This is a genomic window from Streptomyces sp. NBC_00503 (assembly GCF_036346895.1).
In the GTDB taxonomy this organism is placed as follows: Bacteria; Actinomycetota; Actinomycetes; order Streptomycetales; family Streptomycetaceae; genus Streptomyces.
The window spans coordinates 7,765,989-7,789,599 of sequence record NZ_CP107855.1 but is presented as its reverse complement, the minus strand read 5'-3'; the positions used below and the strand labels follow the sequence as shown (position 1 = coordinate 7,789,599).

23 protein-coding genes and 7 pseudogenes are annotated in these 23,611 nt (G+C 68.5%); 11 read left to right on the top strand and 19 right to left on the bottom strand.

Annotated features, from left to right (window positions below):
* Positions 1–333: 333 nt before the first annotated feature.
* From OG490_RS35620 to OG490_RS35605, 4 genes and pseudogenes are all read right to left on the bottom strand, one after another.
* Positions 334–967, bottom strand: a pseudogene (locus OG490_RS35620) (nucleotidyl transferase AbiEii/AbiGii toxin family protein).
* 40 nt (positions 968–1,007) lie between these two features.
* Positions 1,008–1,376: a hypothetical protein gene (locus tag OG490_RS35615; protein WP_330300406.1), complete on the bottom strand. Its 369-nt coding sequence runs from the start codon at positions 1,374–1,376 to the stop codon at positions 1,008–1,010.
* Positions 1,377–1,994: 618 nt separating this feature from the next.
* On the bottom strand, positions 1,995–3,506 hold the full coding sequence (locus OG490_RS35610; RefSeq protein WP_330300405.1) for an aKG-HExxH-type peptide beta-hydroxylase: 1,512 nt from the start codon (positions 3,504–3,506) through the stop codon (positions 1,995–1,997).
* 143 nt (positions 3,507–3,649) lie between these two features.
* Positions 3,650–3,829 (bottom strand): hypothetical protein, encoded by a 180-nt coding sequence (locus OG490_RS35605; RefSeq protein ID WP_330300404.1) that lies wholly within the window; start codon positions 3,827–3,829, stop codon positions 3,650–3,652.
* Positions 3,830–4,475: 646 nt separating this feature from the next.
* On the opposite strand from OG490_RS35605, the gene OG490_RS35600 reads away from it, so the two are divergent.
* The 4 genes and pseudogenes from OG490_RS35600 to OG490_RS35585 form a co-directional block, all read left to right on the top strand.
* On the top strand, positions 4,476–5,051 hold the full coding sequence (locus OG490_RS35600; RefSeq protein ID WP_330300403.1) for a TetR/AcrR family transcriptional regulator: 576 nt from the start codon (positions 4,476–4,478) through the stop codon (positions 5,049–5,051).
* 279 nt (positions 5,052–5,330) lie between these two features.
* Positions 5,331–5,663, top strand: a complete 333-nt coding sequence (locus tag OG490_RS35595; RefSeq protein ID WP_330300402.1) for a hypothetical protein — start codon at positions 5,331–5,333, stop codon at positions 5,661–5,663.
* A gap of 88 nt (positions 5,664–5,751) precedes the next feature.
* Complete coding sequence (locus tag OG490_RS35590; protein WP_330300401.1) at positions 5,752–6,939, top strand: NAD-dependent epimerase/dehydratase family protein; 1,188 nt, start codon at positions 5,752–5,754, stop codon at positions 6,937–6,939.
* 182 nt (positions 6,940–7,121) lie between these two features.
* A pseudogene (locus OG490_RS35585) lies at positions 7,122–7,373 on the top strand (SLATT domain-containing protein); the annotation flags it as partial.
* Between the two features lie 322 nt (positions 7,374–7,695).
* Here the strand turns inward: OG490_RS35585 and OG490_RS35580 are convergent.
* Positions 7,696–8,025, bottom strand: a pseudogene (locus OG490_RS35580) (flavoprotein); the annotation flags it as partial.
* Positions 8,022–8,264: pseudogene (locus OG490_RS35575) on the bottom strand (helix-turn-helix domain-containing protein); the annotation flags it as partial. The pseudogenes OG490_RS35575 and OG490_RS35580, both read right to left, overlap by 4 nt.
* A gap of 391 nt (positions 8,265–8,655) precedes the next feature.
* Between OG490_RS35575 and OG490_RS35570 the strand changes: the two are divergent.
* Positions 8,656–9,429 (top strand): glycosyltransferase family 2 protein, encoded by a 774-nt coding sequence (locus OG490_RS35570; RefSeq protein ID WP_330300400.1) that lies wholly within the window; start codon positions 8,656–8,658, stop codon positions 9,427–9,429.
* Positions 9,430–9,559: 130 nt separating this feature from the next.
* Here the strand turns inward: OG490_RS35570 and OG490_RS35565 are convergent, their stop codons facing one another.
* Positions 9,560–9,982 (bottom strand): DUF2716 domain-containing protein, encoded by a 423-nt coding sequence (locus tag OG490_RS35565; RefSeq protein WP_330300399.1) that lies wholly within the window; start codon positions 9,980–9,982, stop codon positions 9,560–9,562.
* A gap of 94 nt (positions 9,983–10,076) precedes the next feature.
* On the opposite strand from OG490_RS35565, the gene OG490_RS35560 reads away from it, so the two are divergent.
* The 4 genes and pseudogenes from OG490_RS35560 (at position 10,077) to OG490_RS35550 (ending at position 12,289) form a co-directional block, all read left to right on the top strand.
* Complete coding sequence (locus OG490_RS35560) at positions 10,077–10,655, top strand: suppressor of fused domain protein (protein ID WP_330300398.1); 579 nt, start codon at positions 10,077–10,079, stop codon at positions 10,653–10,655.
* Between the two features lie 308 nt (positions 10,656–10,963).
* Positions 10,964–11,194, top strand: a pseudogene (locus OG490_RS39290) (recombinase family protein); the annotation flags it as partial.
* A gap of 46 nt (positions 11,195–11,240) precedes the next feature.
* A complete protein-coding gene (locus tag OG490_RS35555; protein WP_330300397.1) occupies positions 11,241–11,381 on the top strand; it encodes a helix-turn-helix domain-containing protein in 141 nt (46 codons plus the stop codon).
* A gap of 377 nt (positions 11,382–11,758) precedes the next feature.
* Positions 11,759–12,289, top strand: a complete 531-nt coding sequence (locus OG490_RS35550; protein WP_330300396.1) for a hypothetical protein — start codon at positions 11,759–11,761, stop codon at positions 12,287–12,289.
* Between the two features lie 96 nt (positions 12,290–12,385).
* Here OG490_RS35550 and OG490_RS35545 read toward each other — a convergent pair whose 3' ends face one another.
* The 9 genes and pseudogenes from OG490_RS35545 to OG490_RS35505 form a co-directional block, all read right to left on the bottom strand.
* Positions 12,386–12,700, bottom strand: a complete 315-nt coding sequence (locus OG490_RS35545; RefSeq protein WP_330300395.1) for a hypothetical protein — start codon at positions 12,698–12,700, stop codon at positions 12,386–12,388.
* Positions 12,701–12,803: 103 nt separating this feature from the next.
* The gene (locus tag OG490_RS35540) at positions 12,804–13,190 is read right to left on the bottom strand and encodes a hypothetical protein (RefSeq protein ID WP_330300394.1); all 387 of its coding nucleotides are present in this window, start codon (positions 13,188–13,190) and stop codon (positions 12,804–12,806) included.
* A 788-nt stretch (positions 13,191–13,978) separates the two neighbouring features.
* Positions 13,979–14,227, bottom strand: a complete 249-nt coding sequence (locus tag OG490_RS35535; protein WP_330300393.1) for a hypothetical protein — start codon at positions 14,225–14,227, stop codon at positions 13,979–13,981.
* 16 nt (positions 14,228–14,243) lie between these two features.
* Positions 14,244–14,574 (bottom strand): annotated as a pseudogene (locus OG490_RS35530) (helix-turn-helix domain-containing protein).
* Positions 14,571–15,566, bottom strand: a complete 996-nt coding sequence (locus tag OG490_RS35525) for a tyrosine-type recombinase/integrase (protein WP_330300392.1) — start codon at positions 15,564–15,566, stop codon at positions 14,571–14,573. Before OG490_RS35525 ends, OG490_RS35530 begins: the two are co-directional and overlap by 4 nt.
* A gap of 635 nt (positions 15,567–16,201) precedes the next feature.
* Positions 16,202–16,666 (bottom strand): hypothetical protein, encoded by a 465-nt coding sequence (locus OG490_RS35520; protein ID WP_330300391.1) that lies wholly within the window; start codon positions 16,664–16,666, stop codon positions 16,202–16,204.
* A 2-nt stretch (positions 16,667–16,668) separates the two neighbouring features.
* Entirely contained in the window at positions 16,669–17,166 is a 498-nt protein-coding gene (locus OG490_RS35515; protein ID WP_330300390.1) for a hypothetical protein, read from the bottom strand.
* Positions 17,167–17,195: 29 nt separating this feature from the next.
* Entirely contained in the window at positions 17,196–18,446 is a 1,251-nt protein-coding gene (locus OG490_RS35510; RefSeq protein WP_330300389.1) for a hypothetical protein, read from the bottom strand.
* Positions 18,447–18,476: 30 nt separating this feature from the next.
* Positions 18,477–18,896 carry a hypothetical protein gene (locus OG490_RS35505; protein ID WP_330300388.1) on the bottom strand — a complete coding sequence of 140 codons (420 nt, stop codon included), beginning with the start codon at positions 18,894–18,896 and terminating at the stop codon, positions 18,477–18,479.
* Positions 18,897–19,268: 372 nt separating this feature from the next.
* On the opposite strand from OG490_RS35505, the gene OG490_RS35500 reads away from it, so the two are divergent.
* Positions 19,269–20,171 carry an aminoglycoside phosphotransferase family protein gene (locus tag OG490_RS35500; RefSeq protein ID WP_330300387.1) on the top strand — a complete coding sequence of 301 codons (903 nt, stop codon included), beginning with the start codon at positions 19,269–19,271 and terminating at the stop codon, positions 20,169–20,171.
* A gap of 173 nt (positions 20,172–20,344) precedes the next feature.
* Here the strand turns inward: OG490_RS35500 and OG490_RS35495 are convergent, their stop codons facing one another.
* On the bottom strand, positions 20,345–20,917 hold the full coding sequence (locus OG490_RS35495) for a hypothetical protein (protein WP_330300386.1): 573 nt from the start codon (positions 20,915–20,917) through the stop codon (positions 20,345–20,347).
* Positions 20,918–21,730: 813 nt separating this feature from the next.
* Here OG490_RS35495 and OG490_RS35490 point away from each other — a divergent pair.
* Positions 21,731–22,162, top strand: a complete 432-nt coding sequence (locus OG490_RS35490) for a hypothetical protein (RefSeq protein WP_330300385.1) — start codon at positions 21,731–21,733, stop codon at positions 22,160–22,162.
* Positions 22,163–22,399: 237 nt separating this feature from the next.
* Here OG490_RS35490 and OG490_RS35485 read toward each other — a convergent pair whose 3' ends face one another.
* Both OG490_RS35485 and OG490_RS35480 read right to left on the bottom strand, forming a co-directional pair.
* The gene (locus OG490_RS35485) at positions 22,400–22,915 is read right to left on the bottom strand and encodes an ISAs1 family transposase (RefSeq protein ID WP_330300384.1); all 516 of its coding nucleotides are present in this window, start codon (positions 22,913–22,915) and stop codon (positions 22,400–22,402) included.
* Positions 22,916–23,012: 97 nt separating this feature from the next.
* Positions 23,013–23,504 (bottom strand): annotated as a pseudogene (locus OG490_RS35480) (transposase family protein); the annotation flags it as partial.
* Positions 23,505–23,611 lie beyond the last annotated feature (107 nt).

Sequence of the window (23,611 nt, the reverse complement as noted above, 5' to 3'; positions counted from 1 at the left end):
GCCGGGGCCGGCTCTGAGACGAGTCGGTCCCGGCGGTGTTCACATGGAATGCCAGCGCACCGTATCCGAAGGCTTCGACGGCAGGTGGCAGAGGCAACCCCCGGCTGCTCAGGTCGGTGGTAGCGGCTATGAGGCGGAGCACTGACCTCTGGTCCTGCCTGCCCAGCAGATCCTGAACCCGCGGTCGTCCAGTCCTTCGAGAGGGTGTACGAGTTCCATGCGGAGCATCGTGCCAGTCGCCTCCGAAATCAGCGGCTGTGCGGGCCGCCGGCCGGGAGTGGAAACCGTTCGACCACCAGGAGGGGCGTCCGGAGGCGGGGCGAGGAGGCTTTCTCAGGCGTCGTGGTCGCGTTCGTGGTCGTGCAGGCGCTGGTCGAGGTCGTCCGCCCAGCGGCGGGCCCAGATACGCAGCTCAGCCGTCTCGTCCTCGGTGAGGCCGTAGGCGGCGAACTCGTCGTCCGCCCAGTCCGCCCCGGTCAGGCGGTCGCGGAGGTCCTGGAGGCGGAACTCGTCACGCCCGTGCCGCTCGCCGAGGCGCTCGAGCTCGCCGGCGGCGCGGTGGCGGGAGGCGGCGTGGACGTCGATGAAGTCGCGGACCGCGCCGCGGTCTGCCAGCGCGCGGACCTTCGTACCGATGACGGAGTCGAAGGCGAGGACCGGGCCGTACTCGGTGAGGGCGGGCGGGCGGGGTCCAGAAGTGCTCCTTGAGGACGTCGGCCTCGCACTCCTCGCCGCTGTCCGGGTCCACGACCATCAGCCGGGCGGACAAGGGGTCCACGGAGATCACGCACACCTGCCAGCCCCGCGCCGCCAGACCCTGCTCGAGGCCGGTGACGATCTCGGCCATCGGGGCGGGGTTCTCGGTGGCCACGTCGAGGTCCTGGCTCAGGCGCTCGACGAGGCCGTGGGCCTGGACGGCGTACCCGCCGGTGATCACGAGGGGGTAGGGCGCGCCGATGTCGATCACGGCGGCGAGGAGCCGGCGTTGCGGTGCAGGTCAGTGAGGTTCACGCGGCGGCGGACCCCGTCGCCCGGAGGAGCTCGGGGAACGCGTCCTCCCAGACCTCCCGCAGGTGCCTGCTGACCAGGGTGCGCAGGACGGGCCACTGGGCGAGGAGGAGGTCGTGGTCGAGGAGGGTTACGAGGTCCTCGTGCTGCCCCTCGGCCAGGACGGTGCGGTAGAGACCCATGCGCAGGCGCGGGCGGTCCAGGTCGTAGGAACGCAGTCCGGACCAGGCCACGTGCAGCGGCAGCTCGACCACGCCGTGCCGGGGCCCCGCGAGCTCCTTCAGGGAGGCGGGCAGCCGGCCCGCGTACCGGGCGTGGAACACCTCGGCCGCCAAGGGCGCCGCGCTGCTGGAGGAGAGCATGACCATGAACCCGATTGTCCCGCGTCCCGCTCGGGTCCTACACGGGCTACGACTGCCGCCGACATCTGCGTACGGCCTCGGTCATCTGCGGACCGGGCGCTCTAGGCTGCACCCGGCGGCAGTGCGGTGGGCGGCTGCGATACGGCTGGGCGAGAGATGCCCGACGCCCCTACCGACAGTGCGTAGTCTTCAGGCCCTAATGGATTCCTTGTTCCATGTGCGAGAGTTGTCGAATATGCCGGTTTCGATGAAAGTGCCTCAGAACCTGCTGCTGCCGTCCTAAAGTTGCAGGTCAGTAAGTCTGCTCCCCACGCACGCGGGGATGACCTCCTCCTCGCTGCCTGGCTCGCGTTGCAAGCCTTCTGCTCCCCGCGCGTGTGGGGATGACCCGAAGGCCGACCAGACGTTCCGGTTCGGGTGGAGCTGCTCGCTGGGATCCGCCCAGGGAGCCCTGGTCGTGGACCGCCCGAGTCACCCTCCTCGGCCCGGACGTTGAGCCAGAACCCTGAGAAGTGAACGAATGCCGGCGCCGGCGGGTCATCTGTCAGGTACGAGCCCACCGTTGCTCCGAGAAGTCCCGAAGAGCAGTGGAACCTGGTCGAGGACGCTGCGGGCGCAGGCTCGTTACGGGGTGTCGCCGAGGGCACCGGGGCCGTCAGCCCACGACACCAGTCCGGCCGCGAGCAGCAGGTCCAGGCACCTGCTGGTGATCGTGCGGGCGGCGTCCTCACCCATCACTCCGTGCACCGTTCGGCGGTAGCGTTCGGCGAGCGAGGTCGGCGTCACCCCCTCGCACAGGGCGTAGACGGTCCAGGTGTGTGCGTCGAGCCAGTGGAAGCGCGCCTGGTCCGGCAGCAGTACGAGGAGCTGCCGCTGGTCGGGCAGCTCCCGAACCAGCACGGGTTCGTTGCGTACGAGGACACCGTCGGCGGACGCCGGCTCGGCGGACGGGTTCGCGGTGGCCGGGTTCGCGGTGGCCGGTAGGGGGACCTGGACCAGGGAGCGCACCCCGGGCTCGCAGTGCTCGATGCCGTCGAGCAGCCAGTGGACGAAACGTCGGCCTTCCGGGGTCACCTGGCCGTGGCCGGCGCTCAGAGCCTGCTCCGCGAGGTAGGTCAGGCGCTCCAGCACGGTGCGGTGCGTGCCCAGGGCGGCGGCCGGGCTCCCCGGGGTCGGCTCGTCGATGACCTCGTCGGCAGGCGGGGGGCCGTACCGCGCGATGAGCTCAGGAGCTGCCGCGCGGGCTGCGGATTGGAAGACCGTCATGTGCGCGTAGAAGTGCAGGGCCACCAGCACCCTGATGAAGCTCCAGGAGGACTGCCGCCAGGGGATCGGCACTTGGGCCGTACCGTCCTCCACCAGCGAGCAGGAGCGCAGCACGTCGAACAGTTTCAGGTGCGCGGCCTCGTGCAGCAACGTCTCGGCCGTCGTCCAGGGGTCGGCGAGCCGGCCGGGGGACATCAGAATCGCGGACGGCAGCGGGTCGCCGCCCGACAGCGACTGCAGCGGGCCGTCGGCGGACTCTCCGTCGCTGAACCCGATCAGCGAGACGTGCCGCAGGACGCTCGGACCGATCTGCGGGAGGAGGGATGTGAGCAGGTCGGCGCCCTGCCTCAGCGCCTCGACCATCTCTGGGGTCGCGTCGTAGGGCTCGGTCTGGCTGTCCGGCTCAAAGCTGTTGCGGCACAGCTCACGGAGCCGTTCGGCCATCGCCTGCTGGGAGACCGGCGCCCGGAGTCCGGTCCATACCCAGGCCGCCCCGTTCCCGGGCCAGGGACGGGCCGGGGTCCGCATGAGGCTCTCGCAGGGGCCCGTGCCGTCGGCGGGCAGCTGCCATGCGTCGTCCGCGAGGTAGCCGCCGAGGGCGCTCGCAGTGAACGCCCCGTTCTCCAGACAGGCCGTGTCGTCCTCGAAGGCGTTGCGCAGCACGGGGTCGGCCAGGACGGGGAGCAGCTGGTCGTCCCCCGCCAGCGCGAGCGCGTGCAGGACCGGGGCGTGCCGGGAGTCGCGGGCGCCCAGGAGCGACAGCCCCAGGCGGTACCTGGCGAGATTCCTGGCTTCGATGGCGGCGGAGTCTCCGAAGAGACCGTCCCGCGTGAGTATGTCCTCCGCCGTGCGGGGGGAGACCGTGGCCACGGTGATGCCTTTCTGTTTCGTTCCTGGGGCGCTGACGTGCGCCGTCGACCGAGGCGGGGCAGGGCGGTGGAGCGCGGTGTGCGCCTTTGTGGCAGGCACTCCACCGCCGTGCCCCGCTCAGGCGGGTGGGGTCAGACCCGCGGTCAGGCCGCCTTGATGAGCTGCATCGGCGCGGACGAGTCGGCGGGCGCGTACGCCAGCTGCGCCGCGTACGCCGGGACCCAGGCGCGCTCGGCCGCGGAATCGGTCATGACCCGCGGTGCCTCGTTCTCGTCGAGGACCGGGACGGGGAACTGCGGCAGCCGGATGGCCTGTGCTGACATGGGGTACTCCTTCTCCGCGGTGCTTTCTCCGCGGGCTTTCTCCGCATTGCTTCATGCGTTCCGGAGCGGTTCTCCGGAGTCAGTGGGGCGGGCGCTACCGGTCATCCGGTGGCCTGCAGATGGAAGAGTTCGGGCATGGGGGCGGGCTTGGCGAGGCCATCGGTTCCACGGGACACGGGGCGTCGGCACGTCCGGAGGGGTGCGGGACGAGCAGGTGCGCACCTCAACTCCGACCCTTCACCCTTCAGGCACCCCGTCCACAACGGTCGGGCCGGGGATCTCGGGGTGCCAGATCGGCCTGGGCGTCGTACCGGCGCCCGTGGGATACGGGCACCGGTGACGCTCCCCCGCGATGCAAGCGATACGAAACGGATCGTTGCGTCATCAGTGTGTGATCGGAAGTGAGGGTTGTCAATGCGATACGTAGCGTTGCGCTTGGATGCGGCCGACAGGGTGAGCCTTCATGGCCCCCGACCGGACGCTGGACGCCAGGTTGAAGGCCAGGCTGGAGGCCAGGCTGGAGGCCTGACAGGGGGCGTGGCAGGGGGGCGCGGCAGGGGGGCCTGACAGGGCGCGGAGGGTGCAACAGCAGAGGAGCGTCAGACGCAACGGAACGTAGCGTTCCGTAACGGTAGGATTGGTGTTCATGTCCGCACAACGCAACGAGCAAGCAAGACAGGCGATCATCGCTGCCGCCTTCCGGCTCTGCGCCTCCACCGGATTCGCCTCCACCACCATCGAGGCGATCGCCTCGGAGGCCGGGGTCGGCAAGACGACGATCTACCGCTGGTGGCCGTCGAAGGCCGCGATCCTGATCGAAGGCGTGGAAAGCGCCCGGGACTCGGCCGCCGACTTCCCGGACACCGGCGACATCGCGGCAGACCTGCTCACCCAGACCACCAACGTCTTGGCGCTCTTCGCGACCGACTTCGGCCCGGTCTGGCGGGGGTTGATCGCCTCCGCCCAATCCGACGACGTCGCCGCCGAAGGCGTCCCGCGCATTCTGCGGAGCTCCATCGACCAGTGCGTCGCACGCCTGGCGAAGGCCCAGGACTCCGGGCAGCTCCGCGCGGACCTGGACCTCGAACTGGCCGTCGAGCTCATCTACGGACCGATCTACCACACCTGGCTCCTGCGGACCCGCCCCGTCCCGCCGGACTTCATGCACACCGTACTGACCACCCTCATGCCCGCCTTCGCCCCGCCATCGAGCGGAGCCTGACCCGCAAACGTACGAAGGCGGCCGGAGAGGCCTTCCTCAGCGACGCGGCAGCCGCCACCGGCCTGAGGGGTGCTCGCCCTGCGCTACGCGAACCCGATCGGCGCCGACCCCCACCTGCCCACCGGACTCCGGCTCGACAGGCCCACCCACCAGCTGGGCCGGCTGATCTCCGCAGCCGAGGACGGGGTGCCGTTAACTCTCACGGGTACCGACTGACCGACCCGTGACGGCTCCGGCATCCGCGACTACGTCCACGTCTGGGACCTGGCCCGCACCCACGTGGCTGCCCTGCAGCGCTTCGACACCCTCAATGGGAACACCCCGTTCCAGGCCGTGAACATCTCCAGCAGCACCGCAACCACCGGCCGCAAACTCGCCCAGGCCTTCCAGCAAGCCGCTGGCCACACCATCGAGCTGCACGGGGCCACCGCACGGCCCGGCGACGTAGCGGGATTCAGCGCCGACAACTCCCGCGCCGCCGGCCTCCTGGACTGGACCCCGGAGCTCTCCCCCACCGACGAGATCCGCGACGCCATGCGCTGGCGGCCCGTACGCAACCGCGTCTTGGGCTGGACCGTCATGGAACCCAAGCCACCCTCGCAGGCGTTATAAGACACGTCGGGAGGGCCTGGCGAACTGGCCCAACGAACCGAACCGAGCACGACAGACAACAGCTCCACCGAACGGATGAGGAACCACCTTGAAGGCCTTGAAGGTACTGATCGCGGGCGGCGCCGGCTTCATCGGATCGACCATCGCCTCGGCATGCGTCGACAACGGCATCACCCCCGTGATCCTCGACAACCTCGCCACCGGCCGCCGCGAATTCACCGAGGGCCGGACCTTCTACGAGGGCGACATCTGCGACGGCGCTCTGATCGACCGCATCTTCGCCGAGCACCCCGACATCACCACCGCCGTCGACTGCGCCGCCCTGATCGTCGTCCCGGACTCGGTCGCCAACCCCCTCGGCTACTACCGCGAAAACGTCTCCAAGGGCATCCAGTTCCTCGAGCACCTCGTCCGCAACGACTGCCGCAACCTCCTCTTCAGCAGCTCCGCCTCCCTCTACCGGGCCGACCCGGAGGATTTCTCCGTAGACGAGAACTCCCCCGTCGACACCCTCAGCCCCTACGCCCGCACCAAAGCCGTCTTCGAGACGGTCCTGGCCGACGTAGCCGCCGCCGGAACCCTCAACGTCATCTCCTTGCGCTACTTCAACCCCATCGGGGCCGACCCCCAGCTGCGCACCGGCCTCCAGATCCGCACCCCCACCCACGCCCTGGGCAAGATGATCGACGTCCACCACGCCGGCGAGGCCTTCCCCCTGACGGGCACCGACTACCCGACCCGCGACGGCTCAGGCCTGCGCGACTACGTCCACGTCTGGGACCTGGCCGCCGCCCACATCAAGGCCGTGGAGCACTTCGCCACCATCACCCGCGAGGCCCCGTACCGCGTCATCAACCTCGGCACCGGCCGCGGCACCACAGTCCGCGAACTCGTCACCGCCTTCGAGACGGTCACCGGTACCCCCCTGCCCACCACCGAGACCCCCCACCACCGAGACCCCCCGCCGCCCGGGCGACTCCGCAGGCGCCTATGCCCGCGTCGACCTCGCCCAGGACCTCCTCGGCTGGAAGGCGGAACACTCCCTCGAGGACGGCATCCGCGACTCCCTGCGCTGGTACGCGAAGCGCGACACCGCCCTTGGCGTCGCGGACTGACCGGGGAGGCCCGCACCGCTGGCCCGTTTCCCTCGGAATGCCAAGGAGGACGGGCCGGCGGTGTTCCAGACCCGGCTCATCGATCCTTCAGCCATCGCCTGATCGAAACTCCCGAGGGGCGGGGCCTGGCGGGACGGCCTCTTCTAGGGCGCCGAACATGAGAGGGGCTCGCAAGCAGTGGCGGAGAGCGGGAGCTGCGGCCGGACTCGTTCCAGAGGGCCGCGAGCTGCCGGTTATGTCGGTTTCAGCGGAAGTGCTTCAAACGCCATTCCGCCCATCTAAAGTGGCAGGTCAGCAAGCCTGCTCCCCGCGCACGCGGGGATGACCCCTCAACCGTGCCGCGGCCAAAGAGCTCTGGTGTATACGGGAGCTGTACCTCCACCTACTTACCGACATCCAGGCTGCCCCGCAGGCTGTTGACATCCCGCGCCGCAGGGACGAGCTGTTCGAGAAGTTGAACCACATCTATCGTCTGGCGCCCGATACATCGAATGGCGCCTACCGGGCGACACAGCGTGCCTTGCAGATCGACGAGGACATGACCTTCAGTAGCGCGGAAATTGATCGCTTCTTGCCGGATGATGGCGATTCCTGAAAAGGACCACCCCTACTCCTCGCCCCACTTGCTACGCTTCTAAACCGAGTGGGGAGCGAGCGCGAGCGCGGTCCAGGTGGTGGAGTCAGGGCCGACCGACCGCGCAGTGTGCGGGCCGTGCCGAGCGGTCAAGGGCGCCTACGGCGGCGCTTCGCGCTGGGCTTCGCCCACCCTGGACAGCTCAGCCCGCCCCTGGACCTGGCTGGCTATCGGCCGGCCCCTCCGCTGTGCCGTAAACCGCAGGTCAGCTCCCGCGTTCCTGGGGAGCTTCGGTGAGCAGGTCTGGAGCCACCCTGAGTACCGGGTGGCCGATTTCAGAAAGCGCCATCAGCAGGATCCCGAGGGCGAGATTGTCCGCGAAACCAGCCGCCCACTTGTTGACCGTGTTGAAGGTGGCCGGTGCGACGGCGATGGCACCGGCCGGCGGGAACCGCCGTGCCTCGCCGGGTGAGCGCCATGCCGAGCGGATCGGGTACCCGGTCTGGTCTTCGACAGCCGCGGCGTCCAGGAAGCCGAGCCCCTGGGGTGTGGCGACCACTCCCACAAACCAGCCCAGGATCTGTGCAGCGGTGATGAGTCTGCCCACATCGCCTGCGACCCCGGCCGCGCACACGACGATGTACAGGAAAGGCTTGCGCTGCAGCTCGGTCACGCGGGTGCTCCCAGCCTGCGGCTGATGTGGTGGAGCTCCGGCAGCGTACGACGGCGGTCCCGGGCGGCCATATCGGTGACCAGCTCGCGGACGGCGGGACGGCGTACGTCCTGGGTGGCGCAGGTCTCGGCGATCCGCAGGGCCTGATAGCCGTCGGCGAGAAGGCCCTATTGGGCGTAAGCGCGAGCGGTCTCGATCCAGAGGGCGGGCGGCGTACTGCGCCACCTCTCTGGCTTCGGTGACGAACTCGCGGTATCTCCTGCGAGCGTGTCGCCATGACAATCCGATCACCTGATCGGCGTCCTGATGAGGCGGCCCTGGACTTCCTGCGCTCGGCCTTCGAGCCGGCCAGCGCGGCGGCGTCGGTGGTCGGAGAGTAGGCCCGGTGTCCAGCACCGCGCGTAGTCGCGAAGAGACGACGCCTTCCACGTAGGACTGCCTGGCGGCGAGCTGATGGATGCGGTGCAGGTCCACGTCGTGGCCGACGACACGGTACCCACCTCCGCGGCATGTACGGCCAGTGGAAGCCCCACGTTAGCCCTGACCAGCGACAACTGTCTGCATGGCAGCCCCTGCTCGATTGCGGTGCTTGAATGGACCGTCGTTACAGGTCTGGCAAGGAGAAGCGCTGTGCCCCTGGTGTCTGTCGTGATGCCCGTGTACAACTCGGCAGCCACCCTCGGCGCAGCCGTCCGATCGGTGCTCACGCAGACCCACAGCGACCTGGAGCTGCTGGTCACCGACGACCGGTCCTCCGACGGCTCGATGGACCTGCTCCGCGAGTTCGCCGCGCAGGACGAGCGTGTCCTGCCTGAGTCGGCGCCCGAACAGGGCGGTGCGGGTCGGGCCCGCAACCTCGCGATCGAGCGGGCCCGCGGGGACTACATCGCCTTTCTCGACAGCGACGACATGTGGCTTCCGGAGAAGACCGAGAAGCAGCTCGCCTTCGCTGCGGAGGCCAGCGCGCCTTTGACGTTCACCTCGTACTTCAAGATGGACGCCGGCTACGACGGCGAGAGCACCGACTGGGTCCCGAACGGTCGGGTGGTCCGTGCGCGGGAGCAGGTGGACTACCGCGCGATGCTGGTCCAGGACCGCATCGGGGCTCTCACCGCCATGTACGACCGCAAGGTCCTGGGCACGCGGCTGATGCCGGAGATGCGCAAGCGCCAGGACTACGCGCTGTGGCTGTCGATCATGAGGGACGGCGCTGACGCCCGGGGCCTGGCTGAGCCGCTTGCGGTGTACAGGGCCCACCAGGCGGGATCTCTGTCCTCCAACAAGCTGTCGCTCGTGCAGTACAACTGGGCCCTGTACCGCGAGCACGAACATCTCTCGGTCCCGCGGGCGACGCGGGCGCTGGTCGGTGCTGCGTGGCAGTCGCTGCGCAACTCGCGCATCTAGATCCGTGCACGGGCCCGGGGAGCCAGTGCGCGACCGTTTCCGGGGGCTTACGACCGGCCCGGCCCCCGCCCCGTGGCCGTGCCGCGTGCTTCGAACTGCGCGATGGCCTTGATGTGGGCGGCGGCCACCATCACACGCGGCGCCTGACCGGCCTTCCGAGGAGCTCGGTCAAGTCCGCCTCGACGGCGGCGAGCAGCTTGGGTCCCCATACGGTCAGTGTCTGTTCCCAAGGGTGGCCGATGCCCAGGCGCAGGTCGCTGGTGACGTGGAGGTAGTAGTCGCCGTCGGGATAGGCGCCTTGGCCGGGCCGGGGCGGCCGTCCGGGAACATCGGTGCGGCGGGGGTCATAGCGGTAGCCGTCGTGATTCCAGTCGAGCCAGTGGACGAACTCCCCGGGCTCGGTGGCGATGAGCAGTCCGCGCTGGACGATCGCGTCGAGTTCCGCGGGGAGGTCCGGGACGATCCGCTGGTGGGAATGCAGGTTCCAGACGGCGGAGGGCGCGGGATCGGTGATCGCGGGCCGGTTACGGCCTTGGGACTGGTAGGCGCGCATGTTGAGGTGTCGCGTATTCGCGGGTGAGGCCCACGGACCATGACGCTGGGTGAGAAGTCGGGCCGGTTGATTGGGGGTCTGGCATGATCGCGCGGTGAGTGATGCGAGGCTGCTGGCCGTGGAGGCCGTTGAGTCACATGTCCGGGCGTTCTTCGAGGGACATTCCGTTGAGGCTGTCGTCTGCGACCTGGGGCCGGAACGGCGCGAGGTCGTGCCCGACCTGCGGGTTCTCGTTGTCGGACCCGGTCCACGCAGCGATAGCTGGGCCTATGTGACCGCAGGGTGCTGGGCCGCGATGGAGAAGGACGGTCATGGACTTGAGTTCGTCATGACCGCCCACATCCGCGACCAGCGGTTTATCGACCTCATGGCCATGATCACGTACTACCACTGCGGTGGGCATCAGCTCGACTTGGAGCACATCATGCCGATCGGTGAACCATGGGTGCCGGGCTCGACCTGCGACCACCTGCTGATCAGCCTGCCCTATCTCCACGGACCTGACCTTGAACACTGTCCGCTGTCCGGGGGGCACGCCCGCATCCTGTGGACCTTGCCTGTGACGGCCGCCGAAATCGAGTTTCGCAGGCATCAGGGTCATGAGGCGTTGGAGCAGCTCTTCGACGAGGCGGAGATCATTCCCACTGATCCTTTCCGGGCATCGGTCGTGTGAGGCGACGCCGATGGCCCCGGGTCCGCTTCCAGGACGGGTGTCGCCTATTCGCATCCGATGCAATTGGCGTCGGTAGGCACAGCGGTACAACGGTTATCCGTGAGAACGATCACGGTGGGTGGAACAGCGTGCCCGACGGCGTGTCCGCAAGGGGATCCCTCACCGGGACGACCCGGGCCGCTCTTCCCGAACCGCTCGACCTGTGCACATGCCGTCTCACATAGGTGGTCCGCGAAATCGTCCGGTGAAGGGGGCCCAACCGGTACGCTCCCCGAGTGGGAGAATTCATCGGCTAGGCCAGGTGCTCGACCGTCGAACAAGACCTCACCGCCCAGCGCGAGACCCTTACCGTGCTTGGCGTCCCGGACGACGGATCTACCTCGACAAGGGACTCACCGATACCAGCCGCGCCCGCCCGGGCCTCGACCAGGGCCCTGGCCGCCGCCCGCGCCGGCGACACCCTGGTCGTGCCGAAGATCGACCGCCTCGCCCGCTCCGTCCCTGACGCCCGCGACATCGGCGACACCTTCGTCGCCCGCGGCGTCCGTCTCCCTGGTCCGCAGCGTCTACGACCCGGCCGACCCGATGCAGGCCGAACTGATCCGCATGCACGCCACCGGCGACTACACCATCGCCGAACTGATGGAGGTTTTCTCCGTGGGCCGCGCCACCGTCTACCGCGTCCTCGAACGCGCCAGTCACGGCCGCAAGGGAGAAACGGCATGAGGCGCCACGAGTCCGAGCTCGACCGGGACATAGCCGCACTCCTGGCGGTCAGGGCCTTCATCGAGATCCGCCATCTGGCCGGGAGTACGCGGCACGAGTCTGGGGACAGCCCCGAAGAGACACTGGAACACATCAGGTTCCTGGCCAACCTGGCCCACAACCTGCCTGGCGTCGCACATCCTCGCCCTTCCAGGCCATTCCGCCCGGGCACGAGCCCCGGAAGCTGGGAACAGGCGACCGCCGCACGGCCGATGACCGGGGCGTGGAGCACTGCCGGCGTGAAGGGGCAGGCGTGGATGCTTCGTCACATCGGCCAAGCAGGACGAACCTGGACGCCGCCCCCGCCACTGCCGGAGCGCCGTAAGGGTCCGTCACCTATGACACCGCGGCAGCGGGCCGGATTCCTGCTCGGACGCTGGCCCGTCAAGACCCCCGTCGGTCGCCAGCCGCTGCCCGGCGAGGCGAACTTCCTCAAGGCTCTCGACGCCGAAACGATCTGCTCTCTGTACGACGAGGCCCGACGGCTCCGACTCGGCCTGGGCGGAGGAGGACCGTGGCTCCGAGCCCACCTGGATCCCGACAGCGTGCACTACCTGCTGCCGAACCCGGCGTCGTACTACTGGCCCGGCACCCAGATCAGCGACGGCGAGATTGGCTGGTGGCAGTGCACCGCGCTGCTGCGGATGCGCGACGGAGAGCAGGTCAGCGACATGGTCGCCGTACTCCCGGACACCTTCACGGCGCTGCCCTCAACCGTGCCCCGGCGGCAACAGCTTCGCCTTGCTCACCACGCCCGGTCCACCGAGCGCGACACCTACCTCTGGGGCCAGGACCACAAGGCCGAGTGCAACCCGGAATTCTGCGGCTACATCCCCGAAGCAACGAACAACGCACCGACGGCAACATGACGACCGCCAGCGACGACGGCAGCGGGTTCGGTGGTCAACTGCGGCACGACAGTGCCTGATCACAGCCCTGGCGCCCCTGAACCCGCAGCTCGTCGTTCACGTCCCGCGGTCATCCTCAACGGTCACGTCATCAGGCCACACGGCATGCTCGATGAGATGCGCCACGGCCCGGCCGGCGACGCTGAAGACGACGGTGTCCCGGTCGGCGTACGTATCGACCTGTCCATTCGCCAGCTGAAACCCACCAGAGCGTCCCTCGCCACGGGCGTCGATCAGGTGCTCACCGGGATCCCCGTCTCCGTGCATCAACATCACCATCGCGCGTGTGCCGTTGGTGATCACCGCCAACAGCTGGCCATTCTCATCCTCGAACCAGGTCTCCTGGGTTGCCCAGTCAAGCCGATGACCCAACAGGGCTCTCGCCTCTGCGCCGGAGTACGCGTAATCGGCTGCACCACCGCGTAGGCCCCATCGCCGCGATGTGGGCCTCTGGCCCCGGGGGCTTCCCATGCGCCTATTCAACCGGACCACGGGTGTTTCGACAGCCATCTCCCGTCAGGCTGGCCTCGCCGTCAGCGGCCTCCCACTCCCGATAGGCCCTCTCGATCTCGCCGAGGTACTGCCTGAGATCGAACCGGACTTCGTCCACGAGTCCGCCCTGGAGGTCTGGGTACATCAGTTCGGTCCAGACGGCGGTCTCGCCCCGGAGGCGCACACGGACGATGAGCCCACCCGTGTTGGGCTCAGAGGGCACCAAAGAAGCCACGTTGACGTCTCGAATTGCATCGGTCGGATAGAGCGGTCCGCCGGGGCGGAGGAGTTGTCGGGGATGCAGGCCGACGGCCCCGCTGTGGCTTCGCGCGATCATGTCGAGTCCATCGACAAACAGGTACGTGTGCACACCCGGACAAGCCGGCGCCCCGGAGCAGCGACTGACGAACAACGTGCTGGTGGCACCATCGCTTGGAGGGCCGGGAGCTACAACCCGAACCTTGCGCGGCGGTCTACGCGGCATCTGCCCATCGTGACTTCATGAGCGGATCTTAGCGACAGCGCCTCCCGGCGTGGTCGATTAGCCGGGTCCCATCCGACGTGTGGGCCTCAGATACAGCTGCTGAGAGCTACTTGTCACTCCGCGGCAGCTTCGGAAGCACAGGGCCGAGATCCCCGAGAGTTCACGGAAACTGAAGGTTCTTCATCGGGAACCCGAGGGTCCGAGACTGTCATTGTCGGAGGTTGACCCCTGGGTTCGTGGCGAACACGCGGGGCGGCCACCAGCCTGCTCGCATCCCCTCTCGGGGACCGCTACGGACCGCTCAACGCCGAACTCATGTCTCGTGCCAACCCCGGCCCCAGTCTGGGCCTGAGCGGCTTTGAGCAGGGCGTCGAGTTCAGGGATGAGGTAGGGGGGGGAACCCCGTAGCGGCCCCGCATCGCGCGCAGAGCCGTGCGCTTCCCCAGGAAGCCGCTGCGGGTGGCGGAGACCTGCGCGACAAGGGCGTCGAGGCTCTCTTGGTGATGGCTCTCGAACCGCACTGCCGTATAGAGGTGAGCGAACTGCTCGGCCATATAGGCTTCCTGGCGCCTGAGCGAGGTCAATTCCTCTGGGGAGAACAGGAGCCGGGCGCGTGGAATGTACCGCGCACCGAGGCCGGAGTCGCCCGGCGCTTCTCCATGGCCTAGCGCCATTCAAGGCCCCGGCTCGATCACCGACGCCTTGCCGCTGGCCTTGATCGCCCAGGTCGCCTGAGCCCGGCATAGCCGGCAGTAGCCGTGCTTGATATCGACCGGGACCTGCCGCCGGCAGCCGACGCACTCGCCGACGGCATGCAGCTGGCCGTAGGTGTAGCAGCCGCGGCAGAACCGGCCGGGCAACTGTCCCCAGGCGAAACAGCCTGAGCAGGAGGCCGCCGGCTTGTTCTCACTGATCTTCCCCATGGCGATGGTGACCAGGTCACATCGGCGGCAGGGAACGGCCGTCACGGCGCTTGGGAACAACGGCCGGGGCCACCATCGAGCCGGTCGTGGCTTCCTGGACTCCAGCCTGCTGACCTGGGCGCCGGACCTTCCCGGGCTCGGGAATCAGCAGATCGCCGATCTCGCAGTCGAGCACGACGCAGATCACGTCCAGGTCCTCCAGCTTGAGGGAGACCGGCTGGCCGGACCACAGGCCGGACATCTTCCCGGCTGAGATCACCAAGCCGTGCTCGGCCAGGCTCCGCTGGATCTCCGACGCCTTCCAAATCCCTTTGTCCGCGGCTGGTCAGCCGCAGGTTCCACTTCATCCCATCAGTCCTTCCAGCCGCTTCGCGGCCCGCTGCTGCCCGGACACCCAGGCGTCCTCGACCCGGATCTGCTGGACGTGGATGTACCGCATCGTGGTGGCGATCCAAGAGTGTCCGAGGACCGCTTGGATCCCGAGCAGATCAAGACCTCCGAGGTAGAGTTCGGACGCGCAGAAGTGCCGCAGGACGTGCGGCGTCAGCGTGTCGGCCCAGCCAGGCAGATGGGCCTTCGCTGCCGCGGCCAGACCGTTGCGCAAGGCGTCGTCGCCGACGCGACGCGAGGAGCCGTCGGTGTTTTTGCGCTCGGAGGGGAACAGCGGGGCTCCGGGGCAGGTGTGGTCGTCGTCGAACTGGCCCCAGACGTCCTCGATGAACCACCGCAGCGTGCGGTCGGCGCCGTTGAGCAGCGGTAACATCCGCTCGCGCGGGCCTGAGCCACGGGCGCCCTTGCCGTGACGCACATGGAGCTTGCCGAAGCGGCCCAGGTCCCACTTGATGTCCGCCAGATCGAGCTTGCACGCCTCACTCACCCTGAGTCCGACCTGCGACATCAGTTTCGATGCGGTGTAGTTCCGCGCGGTCGGGGCGAACTTGCGGCAGGTTGCCAGCTCGCCGCCCCAGCCGGTGAACAGTGTCTTGATCTCCGGCTCGGTCGGCGGGATCCGCAGGGCGGCGTCCTTGGATCCCCTCGGGCGGTTCATCTCGTCGATCGGGCACTCCACGACCCGACCGGTCATCCGATGGATCTCGACCTTGTGCCGCAGCTCCAGGAACAGGAAGTACGTGGTCAGCGCCTGAGCGCGGGCCGGCCGGGTGCCGCTCGGCGAACCCCGCAGCACCTTCCCGAAGTACCCGTCGGCATGGGCCGGCTCCATACCCCACAGCGGCCGGCCGAACCAGGCCCGCATCTGGTCCAGGTGCCCGACGTCCCCGCGGATGGTGCCGTCCGCCAGCCCCGCCGAAGCCCGTGCGAGGACGAACCCGGCGAGCACGTCGGTCTCGAACTGCTCCAGTTCCTCCGCCGAGACCGGATCGCGGAACTCACGCAGGTCACGTACTCAGATCGATCGGACGAAGTGAGAAGGCTTCAAGAATCCTGAAGTTACGTCACCAGCTCGAAGAACACCCCAAGGAGACGGAACACCCGCGCCACGGCGACAAGGCTCAGGGGAACTCACGGGATGTCGCACAAAAGCATGACCCTGTGGAGAACTCTCCCGGCTCATCTGCAAGTCGTCGGACGCCCGGCACCGTGAGGGCCTCCGACACAAGGCGCCTCACCTATGCCGGGGCTCGGACCTCGTTGCGGATGGTCGACGTCTTCGCACTGAAGGCCTCGAGTTCGAACTCGGCTGGCGGCTTTGAGAAGTCCACGTTCTGGGACACACATGTACCACGGCCGATCCGTCCGCCCAGGATCAGTCCTGTTCCCAGGTCGTGCCGAACTGATCGACCTTTCGATGATCCGGCAGGAGACGGGCTCCGGGTGCTCTGCGGGACGATCGCGCGGGGGCCGATGATCACGGCGTGCGAGCCTTCAGGCCAGGCCACCCCTGCCAGCCGGGTCCCCCGTGGGTGGTGTGGGGCTGCTGCAGGGGCTGGCAGTCCGGTGGCCTGAAGGCTCGCGTCACAGCTTGAAGAGCACGCCGCGCCAGGTCCAGCCCACGCCGAGGACTGCTCGCTGCAGGGGGTTCCTCATGTCCTGTGTAGCGAAGCGGAAGGTCTCGGCCTTGTGCTGGCGCCCGTCCGCCCCCGGTCTGGTCTCCCACTGGCGGTAGACCTTGTCCGCCGGTCCGCGGCCGTACTGTCTGCGGGCCCCGTCTGCCGTCGGCTCCCAACATTCCTCGAGCACTCGTACCTCGTGCGCCGATGGGTTCAGGCGCATCCTGGTCTTGAGGGTCAAGTCCAGCGCCGGGAACTCGAACTCCGCCACCAAGTCCGCGCCCTCCTTCGGGGTCCCCTCGCGTACGACGAACCGTACGTCCGGGCCGTTGACCGCGAGCAGCGCGGCCCTGACCTCCGGGGCGGGCCGTGCCGCGACACCGCTGCGCGGGTACTTGGTACCGGTCCACCGGTCCGTGAAGCGGCCCATGGCTACGCCCCCGCCCCGGTGTCGGGCCGCACGGTGCGCACGAATTCCTGGAATTCCGACAGGACAGCGTCGTGCTGGGCCTCGGTGGCGGTCAGGGCCAGCCGGATCACCGCGCGCTTGTGCGGATCCACGATGTCCTGCAGGCACAGGTACACCTGGGACTGGACCAGGTCACGGCGTACGCCACCGACGACGGCTGAAAGGCTCACTCGCTGGGCCAGGGCCGGTGCGTCCGCAGAGCCGACTTCGCGGCGCTGGGCCTCCAGCTCCGGGTCGCCTACGCTGCGCAGCCGCTCCACCGACTCGTCCGCGACCCCGGCAAGGGTCTCGGCCTCGGCCAGGAGCCGCCCGTCGATGGTGATGTTGGCGGCGAATCCGGCGTCCGGTCGCGGGTGTACGGCGGCGAAGGCCACTGCCTCGTCGTCGAGTCCGTTCGGCTTCGCCGGGAGCCAGCCATCCGGCAGGCGGAATTCGATCGGCACGGGCAGTGTCGCGGGCATTCGGGGCTTTCCTTCCACGGAAACGTACATCAGCTGAACAGGTCGCCCAGTGCGTCGGCAGCGTCACCGATGGCGTCGGACACCTTGTGCGGATCAACGGTGATTTCGAGTCCGACCTTTCCACCGAGGATGGGGGAGAGTCCCGCGTCGCCGCCGATCTTCCACTTTCCGGTCTCCTTGTCCTTCTTGTAACCCCACCATGCCTCCGCACCGGGGCCCGCCCACCCTTCGGCGTTCACACCGACTCCGATGCCGAAGGCCTCCGCACCGCCGGCGAGTGTGCCTTTGGCCCCCGCGAACGCCTTCGCACCGACGGAGACCTCCTGCTTGGTCGCCTTGGCGCTGACGCCCGCCTCGGCGCCGGCAAAGCCCTCCGCCCGGCCGTAGCCTCCGACGTAGCCGTACTCAGCCCGCCCCTCGGTCAGTGCCCGTACGCCTATGGACGCCTCGGCCTTGGCTGAAGCGCCCTGGTCGGTGAATCCGTAGTTCGCGCTGGCTCTGCCTCCGCCATAGATGTCGGCGATCCCGGAGAGCTGCAGGTCACCCGCGGCCGTCGACCCCTTCGCGGTTTCGTGAAAGATGTCCGCGTACGCCTTGACCGATCCTTCCTTGCCGTACTTGGGACCGCTGACGGTGACGCCGGTCTTGCTGTCCGGCTTCGTGCCGACGCTGGATTGGTCGGGCTTCATCGCCTTCTTCAGGTCGCCTTCGGCGCCGGCGTTGAACCCGCCGAACGTTTCGTCGGCGCCCTTGCCGAAAGCGTCCTTGTTGCTGTCGGCACCGGCCCGCCCGAGGGCGACCTTGACACCCTCGTCGAGCGTGGAGACGGCCTTCACACAGTCGTCGATGTGCTGCTGCCACTTGGCGACGGCGGTCCGGATGGAGGCTTCGCCGTCGGGGTCGTGGTGGTAGGCGCTGCGCTCGGCGGGGGTGAGTTTGGTGTAGTCGAAGGCGACGTGTCCCTGCTCGGAGACGGTCATGTCGGCGGCTACCGCGTCGGCCCGGGCGCTGTCGAGCCTCTTCCTGAGGTCCGTGAACATCTCATGGGCATCGCGCAGGAGACCGGCTATCGCCTTGGCCTCGATCTGCGCGGCGGCGTACTCGTAGCGGGTCGCCGCAAAACTCGTGTGCGCAACCCCGGAGCTGACGCCCGACCAGCTTCCGCCCGTGGTGATCTTCTGAACGCTGTCCCCGTAGCGGGTCTCGACCTTCTTGAACTCGCCTGCCATCTCATCCCACTTAGAGGCGGCAGTCGTCAGCAGACCCAGGTCCGTGGTCATGACTTTGTAATAGGTCAGCATCGTCGGCCCCTACAGACCGTTCAGCTTTGACGGTGACACCAAGAACTGGTTGCCCAAGCCTGTGTCATTGCGTACGAAAAGACCCGAGGCCCCGTGCAGCGCGGCCCGCTCCCCCGCCAGGCGGCCCATCAAGGCATGCACCTGATGGTCCCACGTGTCCGCCAGCTTCTTCAGCCCCGCGGCCGTCTCCCAGTCTTCAAAGCCCTTCGCGGCGGCCTCGGTCGCCACATCCGCATGCGTCGCGGCCTTCTTCGTATTCGGCTGCAGCTCCGTCTCGATCACGCCTGCCGCCGCTGTCTTCTGCGCCGGTGTCGAGGCGAAGTCCGCAGGCCCGCCCGGGACCAGCGGCCCCGCCGGCGCACCGTTCAACTGCATACCCGCCTCCGCGGCGCCTGCGCGCTCATGGTTCCCGTCCCGGTCGAACGACATCGATCCCCCTCCGCCCAACTGTCCGGAGGATCACTGTAATCGAATGAGTCGAACTCATTTCCGGGGTTGCGCTTAGCGATCGCCAATGCCCGATACCTCCACGCGCAGCACTGCGGCGGGCACCGGCTGGTGGGCGGAGCGGCTCTGCGCGAGCAGCTCGCGGTTCGGCCGCCGCCACGCACGAGGCCGGTTCAGCCCTGCAGAGCTGCAGAGCTGCCTGACCGGGACCTGTTCGGCCTATCCCAACTTCCTGTTCTTTGTCGTCGAGGTACCTCTGTCGGCTACGGGTTCGGGCAGTTGGCCAGTCGCAGATAACGAGCGAGAGCGGAACCAGAGCCGGATCAGCGGCCGGCCCCAGTACTGTGACTTCGTATGGCCGACGTCGAGATCGAGATCACCGCAGACCTGGTTCACAAGCTGCTGCAGGAGCAGCATCCGGACCTCGCGGGGCTGGACATCCGCGAAGTAGCGGGCGGATGGGACAACCAGCAATGGCGCCTCGGGGAGGAGTTGGCCGTGCGCATGCCGCGTACAGAACGTGCCCCGGACCTCCAGCGAAAGGAGTGCCGGTGGCTGCCCGTACTCGCTCCGCGCCTGCCGCTCCCGGTCCCCAACCCCGTACGGATCGGTGAACCGTCCGCGCGCTTCCCGAAGCCCTGGACCGTCATGACGTGGGTCCCCGGCGAGCCACTGGACTACAGCTCCATCAGCCGCGGCGACCACGCGGCCGACACTCTGGCGGCCTTCCTCACCGCGCTCCATGTGGAGGCGCCCGAAGACGCGCCGATCAGCTCGGACCGCAGCGACCACCCCAAGAAGTACACCGACGGGTTCGACCACTTCTTCCACGCGGTCGTCCCCGACGGCATCGCCGACGATGTCCGTGCCGTCTGGGACGATGCCGTCGCGGCGCCCGAATGGGAGGGCCCGCCGCTGTGGGTGCATGGCGACCTCCATCCCGCGAACGTCGTCGTCTCGAACGGAACGCTCGCGGGCGTGATCGATTTCGGTGACGTGTTCGCCGGCGATCCGGCGTGGGACCTCGCGGCCGCCTGGGTCATCCTTCCCGCGGGCGCCACCTCACGCTTCTTCGACGCCTACGCGCAAGCGGACGAGGCGACGATTCGGCGCGCCCGCGGGCTGGCTGCTCTGAAAAGCCTGTTCCTCATGCTGATGGGCCAGAACGGAGAGCGAGGCCTTCCTGGCGGCAAGCCGACGTGGGGACCCGCGGGCCGGGCGGCACTCGATCGTGTCGTGAGCGACGGTTCGATGTAGGCACGGAGCGACCGATCGGCAATGGAGACCGTCAGGGAGGCGCAAGCCCAGAGACATCCCGCATGGTTGAGAGATCGCTCTTCACCCATCGCCGGGTGATGCTCCACTTCCCAGGCCGGCCGCCGTGGCTGCAGTGGAGCCGTAGATGATGACCCCCTGTGCCGACACCGGCCTTACGCCTCGCAGTCGTACTGCTTGGCGAGATTGTCGACGGCCTCAAGTATCACGGTCCGGGAGGCAGCGGCGAGGGCCGCGTCGTCCCAGTTGCCCGCCACGACGACGCCTGGTGCGACCTCCAGCGTGACGGTGGCGTACTCGGTGTCCGCCTTCATCTTCTTCGGGCACCCGGCGGGAAGCTGGACCTCGCTCTGCCGGGGGCCCACCCACCCCGAACGGCTGCCGGGAAGCGTGGCGGCGCCCTTGGCCGGGCTGTTCAGGGTGTCGGCGGGTCGGACGGCGAGGGTGTACTGGAGTGGGCCCTCGGTGGCCTTTTCCGGGACCCGGATGACGAAGCAGGTGGTGGAGAAGACCGGGTCCGCCCCGGACTTGCCGGCCTTGTGCTCGTCGACGCTGACCCGGCCGCCTTTGCCGTCGGACAGCAGACCCGCCGTCTGCTCGGTGAGCATGCCCAGGCAGAGGTTCTGCGCACGCAGGTCTTTCAGGGTGCTGGGCCACAGCTGGACGGCGGCGACGACCGCCGCCGCGACCACGAGCACGGCCGACAGCACCAAGTGCTTCTTGTTCATCAGTACTGCTCGCCCCTCTTGATGTCGGCGTCCTCGTGTCGTTCTGCCACCGCTGCTGGGCGGTCGGCTGGAGGCCGTCCCCGTACTCCCCCGGCCTCGCGTTCAAGTAGGCGACTGTGCAGACGTCGACGCATCTTGTTCCAGGCGTCCGCGTCCTTGTGGCCCCGCTAGAGATCGAAGATGACGGTGTCGCGCAGCCCGTCGAGGTGGCCGTGGACGTCAGACGACTCCTGGCCACTCAGCGAACGACATCGTCATCACCCCCGTGTTGGTGGTCGTCAACCTGCCCCCTGGCCCCTGGCCCCTGGCCGCCACGCTACCCACCTGGGTGGCGAACGGCTACGGATGATCGATCATAAATACGGGTTCCGTGTGATCGAGCGCTGCTCGGGGCCAGCCGGGTCGCAAGGCTTGGGCCGGAGGTCTTGGCCCGCACGGGGAACGGGGGCAGGGGCGCGTCGTTCTGGCGGTTTGCTCGATTTGATCGGATGATGCCCAGGGCGCTGAGCGGTCGGTTGGCGTCGCGTGCGTGGTGGCGGACTCCGGCGGCGATGTCGTCGTGGCCTGTCGGCCGAGGAGCGGCAGTAGCCAGGTTCCGCAAGGAGCGACACGCGGGGAGCGTTGCCTGTGCGAGCACGGGAGGCGTCCTCGGAAAGGTGACGTCCCTGAGGCGGTGGATCTTGTTCTCGGTGTCCCAGTGCTCTCGGATGTGGCGGGCGCTCTCGGGCGCGGTGTCCTGGTGCATGGTCGGGCTGGTAGCCGACACAGGGCCCCCGAGTAGGTGGGCCGGGCCGTCTGCGAGTATTCCTGACCATGACCACCAACCTCGTCCGCCGATCAGCGGGAACCCAGACCATGTCCGACATGCTGCTTTCCTGGCTGCGCATCCGGCGACTGACCACGGAGAAGGACCTCGCCGACCTGGCCGCGGGCACCACGCTGAAGGTGACCTGCTTGAGCGCGACGTTGGGCGCAGTCAAGACGGCCCCGATCGGCAAGGGCCGCACCATCCCGATCACCGCCATGGGCTACCTCCACCTGACGGCGGACCAGGTCAGCTGGCAGAACCGTCGGACCAGGGAGACCGTCACCGTCCAAGGTCCGTGCACGCTGACCCCCTCGGAGAGGAAAGCCGGGCACTGGAAGATGGCCCGCCTGGACCTGCTGGCGGACGGTCAACAGCACGTGATTATGATCCCCAAGGCCGACGTCCCGCTGGTCACTCGGTCCCTGGAGCAGGCCTGAGCGATAGTGCCTCAGGCCGCTGAAGGGCCGTCGAGGTCCGCGCAGAGGGCGGCGACGAGTTCGTGCGGGGCGGCTGAGGGCGATCAGGTGCCCGCCTGGAGACCTCGATCGGCAGACACAGGCTTTCCTTGGCCACGCGGCGCCGGAACTCCACCGGCAGGAAGCGGGCGTCGCGCCCCTGCGGGCAGCGGGTGGAGAACACCAGGGCGGCGCCGTTCAGGGGTTCTGTTCGGTTGATCACGTGATGCCGAGGGTGGCGAGCGGTCGGGGGGAATCTCGGCCGTGTCTGCGCAAGCCGGCGGCGATGTTGTCGTAGCCGGTCAGGCGGAGGGCGCCAATGGCCAGGTTGCGCAGTGCCGCCATGGCCCGGGGCGCGTTGCCGGTCCGCACCCGCGAGGCATCTTCGGCGAAGTTGGCATCGCGTACGTGGTAGATCTTGTTCTCGATTCCCCAGTGTTCGCGTACGCGATGCGCGATCTCTGGAGCGTCGGCTTGCTCCGCCGTCAGGTCGGTGATGGCGTAGACGCGTTCCAAAGTGACCTTGCCGGTGGTGATGATCCGGCGGCGGCGCACGATCTGCACGGCCTGCAGCGCGCGCGGGAAGCCGAGTCCGTGCGTGGTGGTAGCGGTCTTGACACGGCGGATCTCGTCGCGGCCATGCGCAGTGGCGCGGGTCTTGTCCAGCAGTGGAACGTCCCGCCAGGGCAGCTGCTTCAGGTGCTGCTGCAGCAGCGGCTGGTTGCCCTTGATCACGGCAATGGAGTGGGCTTTCCTGTCCCTCCACCAGGAAGCGGGCGGCGTGGGCGGTTCGGGAGTGCAGGGCGTCGAAGGTGACCACGGTGTCGGCCAGGTCAAGGTCGGCGAGCATCGGCCGGAAGACGGTGATCTCCTTGGTCTTAGAGTCGACCTCGCGTTGGGCTGTGACCAGGCCGGTTCCGGTCATCGCGGCGAGCAGGTGGATCTGGGTGCCGTCGGCACGACGGGCGCCGCGGACGGTCTTACCGTCCACGGCCAGCGAGCGGCGGGGGCGCTTGGCCGAGTATTGGTCGCGGGTGGGTCGGTCCGGGTCGCGTGCCGCGAGCCAGGAGCCGATTGCCGCGTCGAGGGCGTCGCCGTCGACGGCCTGCAGGATCCAGCGCACGGTGGCCTCGGCCGGAGCAACCGGTCCGGACGGTTCGCGGGTCAGGCCGCCGAGGGCGCCGAACACGCCAGCCGGGGCGTCGGCGGCCCACTCCGCGATCGCGGCCAGGGACTTGGCGCCGGCCAGTACCGCGCACGCGGCGAGTGCGCGGACGTAGGCGAGGGGGTGGCGACGTCCCTTGGCCCGGCGGGGATCGGGCACCGTCGCGAGGTGGTCCAGCAGTTGCGGGTGTTCCCCGGACACGGCGGGCCGGGCGTCGGCGAGCTGACCCAGGCCAGCGGAGATGGGAGATAGTGGTCGGGCAGGCA

Excerpts from the sequence above, each read along its gene's own strand:
- OG490_RS35605 (WP_330300404.1), bottom strand. The coding sequence starts at position 3,829 with ATGTCAGCACAGGCCATCCGGCTGCCGCAGTTCCCCGTCCCGGTCCTC.
- OG490_RS35510 (WP_330300389.1), bottom strand. The coding sequence starts at position 18,446 with ATGACCACGGACCTGGGTCTGCTGACGACTGCCGCCTCTAAGTGGGAT.
- OG490_RS35505 (WP_330300388.1), bottom strand. The coding sequence starts at position 18,896 with ATGTCGTTCGACCGGGACGGGAACCATGAGCGCGCAGGCGCCGCGGAG.
- OG490_RS35490 (WP_330300385.1), top strand. The coding sequence starts at position 21,731 with ATGACCACCAACCTCGTCCGCCGATCAGCGGGAACCCAGACCATGTCC.
- OG490_RS35520 (WP_330300391.1), bottom strand. The coding sequence starts at position 16,666 with ATGGGCCGCTTCACGGACCGGTGGACCGGTACCAAGTACCCGCGCAGC.
- OG490_RS35495 (WP_330300386.1), bottom strand. The coding sequence starts at position 20,917 with ATGAACAAGAAGCACTTGGTGCTGTCGGCCGTGCTCGTGGTCGCGGCG.
- OG490_RS35550 (WP_330300396.1), top strand. The coding sequence starts at position 11,759 with ATGACACCGCGGCAGCGGGCCGGATTCCTGCTCGGACGCTGGCCCGTC.
- OG490_RS35565 (WP_330300399.1), bottom strand. The coding sequence starts at position 9,982 with ATGCGCGCCTACCAGTCCCAAGGCCGTAACCGGCCCGCGATCACCGAT.
- OG490_RS35515 (WP_330300390.1), bottom strand. The coding sequence starts at position 17,166 with ATGCCCGCGACACTGCCCGTGCCGATCGAATTCCGCCTGCCGGATGGC.
- OG490_RS35615 (WP_330300406.1), bottom strand. The coding sequence starts at position 1,376 with ATGGTCATGCTCTCCTCCAGCAGCGCGGCGCCCTTGGCGGCCGAGGTG.
- OG490_RS35535 (WP_330300393.1), bottom strand. The coding sequence starts at position 14,227 with ATGGGGAAGATCAGTGAGAACAAGCCGGCGGCCTCCTGCTCAGGCTGT.
- OG490_RS35555 (WP_330300397.1), top strand. The coding sequence starts at position 11,241 with ATGCAGGCCGAACTGATCCGCATGCACGCCACCGGCGACTACACCATC.
- OG490_RS35500 (WP_330300387.1), top strand. The coding sequence starts at position 19,269 with ATGGCCGACGTCGAGATCGAGATCACCGCAGACCTGGTTCACAAGCTG.
- OG490_RS35600 (WP_330300403.1), top strand. The coding sequence starts at position 4,476 with ATGTCCGCACAACGCAACGAGCAAGCAAGACAGGCGATCATCGCTGCC.